The organism is Pseudomonas sp. GM80 (assembly GCF_000282515.1).
Classification (GTDB): Bacteria; Pseudomonadota; Gammaproteobacteria; order Pseudomonadales; family Pseudomonadaceae; genus Aquipseudomonas.
Map to the genome: position 1 here is coordinate 1 of NZ_AKJD01000205.1, position 6,791 is coordinate 6,791.

Annotated in this window: 5 protein-coding genes; 2 read left to right on the forward strand and 3 right to left on the reverse strand. The window is 59.3% G+C overall.

The annotated features are described in order from the left end of the window. Positions 1-89 precede the first annotated feature (89 nt). Positions 90-560: a DUF1289 domain-containing protein gene (locus PMI37_RS26475; RefSeq protein ID WP_045123298.1), complete on the reverse strand. Its 471-nt coding sequence runs from the start codon at positions 558-560 to the stop codon at positions 90-92. Positions 561-970: 410 nt separating this feature from the next. Between PMI37_RS26475 and acnB the strand changes: the two genes are divergently transcribed. Beyond that, positions 971-3,580, forward strand: coding sequence for a bifunctional aconitate hydratase 2/2-methylisocitrate dehydratase (gene acnB, locus PMI37_RS26480; RefSeq protein ID WP_045123299.1), 2,610 nt, complete (start codon positions 971-973; stop codon positions 3,578-3,580). 178 nt (positions 3,581-3,758) lie between these two features. Here acnB and PMI37_RS26485 read toward each other — a convergent pair whose 3' ends face one another. Continuing rightward, the gene (locus tag PMI37_RS26485; RefSeq protein ID WP_008086938.1) at positions 3,759-4,964 is read right to left on the reverse strand and encodes a molybdopterin molybdotransferase MoeA; all 1,206 of its coding nucleotides are present in this window, start codon (positions 4,962-4,964) and stop codon (positions 3,759-3,761) included. Further along, positions 4,961-5,500 (reverse strand): molybdenum cofactor biosynthesis protein B, encoded by a 540-nt coding sequence (moaB, locus tag PMI37_RS26490; RefSeq protein ID WP_008086942.1) that lies wholly within the window; start codon positions 5,498-5,500, stop codon positions 4,961-4,963. Before moaB ends, PMI37_RS26485 begins: the two co-directional genes overlap by 4 nt. Positions 5,501-5,786: 286 nt before the next feature. Here moaB and PMI37_RS26495 point away from each other — a divergent pair, with 286 nt between their 5' ends. Next, positions 5,787-6,686, forward strand: coding sequence for a LysR family transcriptional regulator (locus PMI37_RS26495; RefSeq protein WP_008086943.1), 900 nt, complete (start codon positions 5,787-5,789; stop codon positions 6,684-6,686). Positions 6,687-6,791: the final 105 nt, after the last annotated feature.

Consider the following 6,791-nt stretch of genomic DNA (forward strand, 5'->3'; position numbering starts at 1 on the left):
CAGCTCCCACAGGTTCAGTTGGCATTCACATAAATGGCATTGCCATACCGCCGCTGTAGGAGCTGCGGCACGCTGCGATGTTTTGACCTTCAGGCACCAAAGGCGTCTTTAAGGAAACCGGGGGCGATGTAGCGCTGATAATGCGCTTCCGACAGCAGGAAGAATTCCCGATCAATGGCGTCACGCAATTCCGGCAAATTCCATTCACGAAACTCCGGCAGCAACACCATGCCGTACGCTTCCAGATTAATGATCACCCGCGCCCCCCGCGCAATCAGCTGATACGCCCAGCAATATTCCGACTGATGCGGTACGAAGCGGATCTTGCGCTGTTCGAGCTGCTCGCGCAGACGCGCCGAATCAAAAATCTCGACCTTGCCCGCCATCACTTGTGACAGCAATTGTTCCAGACGCAACCACACCGCGCGTTTTTCCTCCTCGTTGTAACCATTCCAATGGATCACTTCGTGATGGAAACGCTTGCAGCCACGGCACACCAGATCACCGTAAACAGTGGAGCAGAGGCCGACGCAGGGGGTCTTGATGGTCTGATTGGGCATAAGATAGGCAAAGGCACTGAAACGCGGAACAGGTCGGCATGTTAGCCCTTTGTCTAACATTCATCACCCCTCAAACTTCAGGGACGAACTTACGTTTAATTTTTTTTTGCCGTAGAATCAGCCAGCCTTTTAAGGCGCCAATGTCCGTTAGAAGCTGTTTTCAAAGCGTCACGAGCACAGTCGTTCCTTCAGAGCGGTGTTGGCGAGGGGTTTTTCCAGCGGGGAAAAGCCCAACGCCAACCCTCATCAGCTCCCCGTTCTGCAGGCGTAAAACTTTGAAAGCAGCTTCTGTAAGGAATTGCCGGTAATTCTGGCCGAACGACCCACAACGTCGTGAGGAGCATGAGTACGGCCATTTCGGGATGAGCGTCCCGGACACCCATTTGGGACCACTGATGAGGGTAATAACTGTGCTTGAAGCCTACCGCAAACATATCGAAGAGCGTGCAGCCCTGGGTATCGTTCCCCAGCCGCTTAACGCCGAACAAACAGCAGGCCTGGTCGAGCTGCTGAAAAACCCTCCGGCTGGCGAAGAAGAATTCCTCGTTGACCTGATCACCAATCGCATTCCACCAGGCGTGGACGAAGCGGCCTATGTAAAAGCCGGCTTCCTGTCTGCACTGGCCAAGGGCGAAGTTTCCTCCCCGCTGCTGGACAAAAAACGCGCTGTAGAACTGCTCGGCACCATGCAGGGCGGCTACAACATCGTGACTCTGGTTGACCTGCTGGACGACGCCGAACTGGCGCCAGTCGCTGCCGCGCAACTCAAGCACACCCTGCTGATGTTCGATGCGTTCCACGACGTCGCGGAAAAAGCCAAGAACGGTAACGTTCACGCTAAAGCCGTGCTGCAATCCTGGGCTGACGGCGAGTGGTTCAAAAACCGCCCGACTCTGGCCGACAAGATCAGCCTGCGCGTATTCAAGGTCACCGGCGAAACCAACACCGACGACCTGTCCCCTGCTCCTGATGCCTGGTCGCGTCCAGACATCCCGCTGCACGCCCTGGCCATGCTGAAAATGGCCCGCGACGGCATCGTTCCTGATCAGCAGGGCGCCATCGGCCCGATGAAGCAGATCGAAGAAATGCGCGGTCAAGGCTTCCCGATCGCCTACGTCGGTGACGTGGTCGGTACCGGTTCCTCGCGTAAATCCGCGACCAACTCGGTACTGTGGTTCTTCGGCGACGACGTTCCTTACGTGCCGAACAAGCGCGCTGGCGGTTTCTGCTTCGGCAGCAAAATCGCTCCGATCTTCTACAACACCATGGAAGATGCCGGCGCACTGCCAATCGAGTTCGACGTTTCCAACATGAACATGGGCGACGTGATCGACCTGTACCCGCATGCTGGCAAAGTCTGCAAACACGGCACCGACGAAGTCCTGACCACCTTCGAAATGAAGACCCCGGTACTGTTGGACGAAGTCCGTGCCGGCGGCCGTATCCCGCTGATCATCGGCCGCGGCCTGACCGAGAAGGCTCGCGCCGAACTGGGTCTGCCTGCGTTCGACCTGTTCAAGAAGCCTGATGCACCGATCGAAAGCACCAAGGGTTACACCCTGGCGCAGAAAATGGTCGGCAAGGCGTGCGGTCTGGCAGAAGGCAAAGGCATCCGTCCTGGCACCTACTGCGAACCGAAAATGACCACCGTGGGTTCTCAGGACACCACCGGTCCAATGACCCGTGACGAACTGAAAGACCTCGCGTGCCTGGGCTTCTCGGCTGACCTGGTGATGCAGTCCTTCTGCCACACCGCGGCCTATCCAAAGCCGATCGACGTGACCACCCACCACACCCTGCCTGACTTCATCATGACCCGCGGCGGCGTTTCCCTGCGTCCGGGCGACGGCATCATCCACTCGTGGCTGAACCGCATGCTGCTGCCAGACACCGTCGGTACCGGTGGTGACTCGCACACCCGTTTCCCGATGGGCATTTCGTTCCCGGCCGGTTCCGGTCTGGTTGCGTTTGCTGCGGCCACCGGCGTTATGCCGCTGGACATGCCGGAATCGATCCTGGTGCGCTTTAAAGGCAAAATGAAACCTGGCATCACCCTGCGTGACCTGGTTCATGCGATTCCTTACTTCGCCATCCAGAACGGTCTGCTGACCGTCGAGAAGAAAGGCAAGAAAAACGCCTTCTCCGGCCGCATCCTGGAAATCGAAGGTCTGGAAGGTCTGACCCTGGAGCAGGCGTTCGAACTGTCCGACGCCTCGGCCGAACGTTCGGCTGCCGGTTGCACCATCAAGCTGTCGAAAGAGTCGATCACCGAGTACCTGAACTCCAACATCACCCTGCTGCGCTGGATGATCGGCGAAGGCTACGGCGATGCACGTACTCTGGAACGTCGCGCTCAAGCGATGGAAGCCTGGGTGGCCAACCCGGAACTGATGGAAGCCGATGCCGACGCCGAATACGCCGAAATCATCGAAATCGATCTGGCCGACATCAGCGAGCCGGTACTGTGCGCGCCGAACGATCCGGACGACGCCCGTCTGCTGTCCAGCGTTGCTGGCGAGAAGATCGACGAAGTGTTCATCGGTTCGTGCATGACCAACATCGGTCACTTCCGCGCTGCCGGTAAACTGCTGGATCAGGTCAAGGGTCAGCTGCCAACTCGTCTGTGGCTGTCGCCGCCGACCAAGATGGACGCTCACCAACTGACCGAAGAAGGCTACTACGGCATCTACGGCAAGGCTGGCGCACGCATGGAAATGCCGGGCTGCTCGCTGTGCATGGGTAACCAGGCACGTGTAGAGCCGAACGCGACTGTTGTGTCGACTTCGACCCGTAACTTCCCGAACCGTCTGGGCGACGGCGCGAACGTCTACCTGGCTTCGGCCGAGCTGGCGTCCGTGGCTTCGATCCTGGGTCGCCTGCCGACCGTCGAGGAGTACATGGAATACGCTGGCAAGATCGACAGCATGGCGGCCGATATCTACCGCTACCTGTCCTTCGACCAGATCGCCGAGTTCCGTGAAGCTGCTGCGAACGCCAACATCCCGGTCGTTCAAGCCTAACGTTACAACGCAATGAAAAACGCCGCCCATCACAAGATGAGCGGCGTTTTTTTATGCCCGCACAACCCACCGATGCAGGAACAGAGCTTGCTCTCGATGGCGTCGTATCAGCCAACATATTCGTTTAATGGTTAACCGCTTTCGCGAGCAAGTTTTGCTCCAACAGATTCACAGGGGGTCAGAAGAGTTCGTTGAACGGGATAAAGCGCAGCGGTTCGCCGAGCGTGTGCGTGCTGTTCTCGGGAATCTCCACCAGACCATCAGCCCACGTGGCGCCAAGCAATACGCCCGAACTCTGATTCGGATAAAGCACCGCAGCCCCCGCTTCCAGGCGTGCTCGCAGGTATTCGCGGCGGCTGCCCGGTTTCGCCCAGTCGAAGCCCGCCTTCACCGTGAAGCTCAGCGGCATCACCTCTTCGACCCCTTGAATCCTCAGCAGATACGGCCTGGCCAGCAAACCGAACGTCACCAGCGCCGAGGTCGGATTACCCGGCAGACCGATCACCGGCACCGTGCCGAAATGCCCCACTGTCAGCGGCTTGCCGGGCTTGATCGCGAGTTTCCACAGCAGCGGTTTACCGTTGTCGCGCAGCACCTGACCCAGGCAATCGGCATCGCCGGCAGACACTCCGCCCGTGGTCAGAATCAGGTCAGCGCCAACTTGCAACTGCTCAAGCTTGAGCCGCGTCTGTGCCGGACGATCCGGCAGGATGCCGCCATCGATCACCTCGCAGCCCAGTTCACGCAGCCAGTGCGCGAGCAACACGCGATTGCTGTTGTAGATGCTCCCGGGACGCAGTGGCAGCCCCGGCTCGACCAGTTCGTCACCCGTCGACAACAACGCCACGCGAGGCCGACGCACCACGTGAACTTGCGCCACGCCCTGCCCCGCTGCCACTGCCAGTTCGAACGGCCCAAGACGTTTGCCGGCGCGCAGCAGAATGTCGCCAACGCGATTCTCCTGACCTTGCGCGCGAATATTCTGGCCAACCTTCAGCGGCTGCAAAAACCGCACACGGCCGTCTTCCAGCACCTCGACGTTTTCCTGCATTTCCACACAGTTGGCACCCGGCGGCAGCGGTGCCCCGGTGAAGATCCGCGCACAACTGCCCGGCAACAAGGCATCCGGCGCCAGACCGGCGTACACCCGTTGCGACACGGCCAACGGCTGACGGTGCAGATCCGCGAGGTTCAAGGCGTAACCGTCCATGGCACTGTTCGGCCAGGGCGGCAGGTCCAGCGTCGCCACCAGATCACTGGCCAGCACCCGACCGTGCGCGTCATCGAGCGAGCGCATTTCGCTGTCCACCAGCGGCTGCTCATTGGCCATGGCCAGCAGTTGATCGAGGGCTTCCTCGACCGGCATCAACGGTGCCCGGCTCATCCGCGGGTTCCGCAGGCTTGTACCGACTTGAGGTGCGGGACGAAGTTGCACGGGCGGTGACGGTTGTCGAGCTGCTCAGCCAGAATGCCTTCCCACGCCGTGCGGCAGGCGCCGGTCGAGCCCGGCAGGCAACACACCAGCGTGCCGTTGGACAGCCCGGCCAGGGCGCGGCTTTGCACGGTGGAGGTGCCGATATCGAGAATCGAAATCGCGCGGAACAGTTCGCCAAACCCGTCGATTTTCTTGTCCAGCAAACAGGCCACTGCTTCCGGCGTGCTGTCGCGTCCGGTGAAGCCGGTGCCACCCGTGATCAGCACCACCTGAATGCTGTCGTCGGCGATCCAGTGCGCGACCTGAGCGCGAATCTTGTACAGATCATCCTTGAGCAGATTGCGTTCGCTCAACGTGTGACCGGCTTCCAGCAAGCGGCTGACCAGCAACTGGCCCGAGGTGTCGCTGGCGTAATCGCGGGTATCGCTGACCGTCAGCACAGCAATGTTCAGGGGGACAAACAGGGCATCCGATTTCGCGCTCATGGGAATTCTCCGGCAGCAATTAATCCAATTGCCGACAAGCCTAAGTGCCTCTTCTTAGTACTGTCTAATCACTCTGGCCAACCGGACTATCGAGCGCCTCTATCGCCCGCCGCAACTGCGCTGAAAGCCACTAACGACGCGGCTGATAGAGCCGGTCGATAGTCCTTTCAATGCTTCCGATTGGACGAATAACCGCTTAAATGAGATCGTCGCCGCCTGCGTTTTTCGTGCGCTGCGCGCCGCTGCGTCAATACTCAATCAAAATTCCCATCGAGCAGGTGCCATCGTGGACATCAAACAACTCAAGTTCCTGATTGCGCTGGACGAAACCCGTCACTTCGGCCAGGCCGCCGCACGCTGCCATATCACTCAGCCGACCCTGTCGATGCGTCTGCGCAATCTGGAAGATGAGCTGGATCTGGTACTGGTCAACCGTGGCCAGCGCTTTGAAGGATTTACCCAGGCAGGCGAGCGCGTGCTGGCCTGGGCGCGGACCTTGCTGGCGGCGCACGACGGCTTGTTCGCCGAAGCGGCGGCGTGTCGCGGGCAACTGGTCGGCAGCTTGCGCCTGGGGTTGGTGCCACTGAGCAGCTTCAACCCGGTCAATTACATTCAGGGCTTGTCGGGCTCGTATCCGGAGCTGAAATTCAGCCTGTCATCGCTCAGTTCCGACGAAATCATCGCAGGGCTGGGCAACAACCAACTGGACCTGGGCGTGTGTTACCTCGATCACGTCAACCCGAACTATTTCGAGTTTTTCGAGATCGGCGAAACCCGCGTCGGGCTGCTCTATGACAACCGTCACTTCCATTTCGAAGGCACGGAAATGAGCTGGGAAGCTGCCGCCGAACTGCCGTTGGGCATGATCACCACCGGCATGCATTACCGCAAATCGATTGACTTGAGCTTTCGCAGCCGTGGGCTCAGTCCGCAGCCGATCATGGAGAGCGATTCGACGTATCAGCTATTGCAGGCGATTCACCAGGGATTCTGCTGCTCGATCATGCCGCTGGACAGCGGGCTTGAGGAGCCGATCGAGCATCTGTCGTTCGTGCAGTTACCGGATGCCAGCGTGCTTGCGCCATTGGGCCTGGTGATGCGCAAGACCGAACCGCGCTCGGCGATTGCCGAGAAGTGCTTTGCCGAGGCGCGCAAACTGTTTGGAGTTGAGGTGCCTGCCGAATAATTGACCAGTTCAACCCAGCCTGCGCAAAATCCAGAACCTGTAGGAGCTGCCGCAGGCAGCGATCTTTTGATCTTGTTTTTAACATTCAAAATCAAAAGATCGCAG

Excerpts from the sequence above, each read along its gene's own strand:
- PMI37_RS26475 (WP_045123298.1), bottom strand. The coding sequence starts at position 560 with ATGCCCAATCAGACCATCAAGACCCCCTGCGTCGGCCTCTGCTCCACT.
- PMI37_RS26485 (WP_008086938.1), bottom strand. The coding sequence starts at position 4,964 with ATGAGCCGGGCACCGTTGATGCCGGTCGAGGAAGCCCTCGATCAACTG.
- moaB (WP_008086942.1), bottom strand. The coding sequence starts at position 5,500 with ATGAGCGCGAAATCGGATGCCCTGTTTGTCCCCCTGAACATTGCTGTG.